Here is a 1,665-nt window from a genome sequence, read left to right as displayed (position 1 = left end):
TGAACTGCACCCCGTCAAGTAGACAGTATAAATAATAAAAGCTCTTTAAACGGCCTTTGTCCGGAATTCCATGGGACTGAGACCGTTTAATTTTGCTTGTAATCGCTCGTAATTGTAAAAATGGATGTAGTCATCAATGTCACGTTTCAGCTCATCGTAGGTGTTGTAGACGTTTAAATAATATCTTTCACTTTTAAGCGTTCCCCAGAACGACTCCATTGGGCCGTTATCAATGCACTTGCCAACACGAGACATACTCTGCGTTAATTTAGCACCAAATAACTCTTTGAATTTAGATGAAGTGTATTGAAACCCGCGATCACTATGAAGCATTGGCTTGCGGTCTGGTGTTGTTTGTAATGCCGTCTCTACCGTTTCAAAGACGAGATTATTATTATTGGAGTGCCCTAAGACATGGGACACAATCGTATTATCATGGAGATCGAGCACTGCGCTTAAATAAGCCTTCTGGCTGCCATATTTGAATTCCGTCACGTCGGTCAACCACTTCTCGTTTGGTGTTTCAGCATGGAATTTGCGGGCTAACAAGTTCTCTGCAGTGTGCTGCGGAGTAGACGGTGTATACTTTTTCTTCTTCCTACGGATGACCGATTGGATACCTTCTATTCTCATCAGGCGTTGAACTCGCTTTTTGTTAAGCTTTTGTTTTCTCATACGGCGCAAGTGCAAGGCCATCCGGCGATAACCAAAGATTCCTCGAACCTCTTCATGCAACACAAGCATGGCCTGTGCCAGTTGCTCATTCTCAAGCTCGCGCAGACTCGGTTTACGGTTCAGCCATTTGTAGTAGCTCGAACGCGGAATCTTTGCAACCCTACATAACAGTTGAACGCTGATTAATGCCCCTTGCCGAACCGCTTGGATCGCCAGATAGATATGTTCTTGTCGGTGTTGGCTTAAGGTCGCCCCCTTTGCAGTTCCCGTAACTTTTTTAGAAAGGCATTCTCCGCTCTTAGACGCTCATTTTCATACTCCAGCTTCTTCATCGCAAGCTTTTGTCGATCTGCTTCAGTTAAGGCTTCTTCTTTCATTTTACGCCCACGTCCGTCCTGTAACGCATCCTGACCGCCATCTTCATATTTCTTCACCCATTGGTAAACTTGCTGGTAGGAAACCTGATAATGGTTTACGGTTTTCTGGTAATCCCGATTATTAGCAAGGCAGTATAGCACGATGTCGATCCGTTCCTGCCATGTTGTGGTACGTCCCTTGGTCATAGTTCTAACACCCTCATTGTACGATGATAAGCTGCTATGACCATTATACTTGTCCACCCAATTTTTGAGTTGAGTTCTACTCGCTATTTTATATTTTTCAATAATTTGATACTGGGAGTATTGACCTGACAGATAGTCCTGGACAGCTTGGAGCTTCAGCTCGGAGGAATAGCTGTTATTACGGGTACGAAATTCTAATCCTTGAGTGCCGTATTGTTCATACTTGCGTCGCCATTTAACCAGCGTAGTGACGGTAATGTTATACTTCTGAGCAACCTGTTTTCGCGTGCTTCGACCATCCTCAAGTTCCCTTAAAATCTCCAGCTTCTCTATTCCGCTAAATTCGTTTATTTTGCCCAACTGAAAACTCCCCTTTAAGCAACAGGTTTAATTATTTCACCTGTCTACTTAATGGGGAGCATATCAG

Annotated in this window: 2 protein-coding genes; both read right to left on the bottom strand. The window is 43.8% G+C overall.

Annotated elements, in window-relative coordinates; translation table 11 throughout:
* Positions 1-45: 45 nt before the first annotated feature.
* On the bottom strand, positions 46-885 hold the full coding sequence (locus tag D7M11_RS36085; RefSeq protein ID WP_240041458.1) for an IS3 family transposase: 840 nt from the start codon (positions 883-885) through the stop codon (positions 46-48).
* Between the two features lie 32 nt (positions 886-917).
* Positions 918-1,598: a helix-turn-helix domain-containing protein gene (locus tag D7M11_RS36080; RefSeq protein ID WP_120752097.1), complete on the bottom strand. Its 681-nt coding sequence runs from the start codon at positions 1,596-1,598 to the stop codon at positions 918-920.
* Positions 1,599-1,665: the final 67 nt, after the last annotated feature.

The organism is Paenibacillus ginsengarvi (assembly GCF_003626695.1).
GTDB lineage: Bacteria > Bacillota > Bacilli > Paenibacillales > NBRC-103111 > Paenibacillus_AB > Paenibacillus_AB ginsengarvi.
This window is presented reverse-complemented; position numbering and strand designations above follow the sequence as displayed.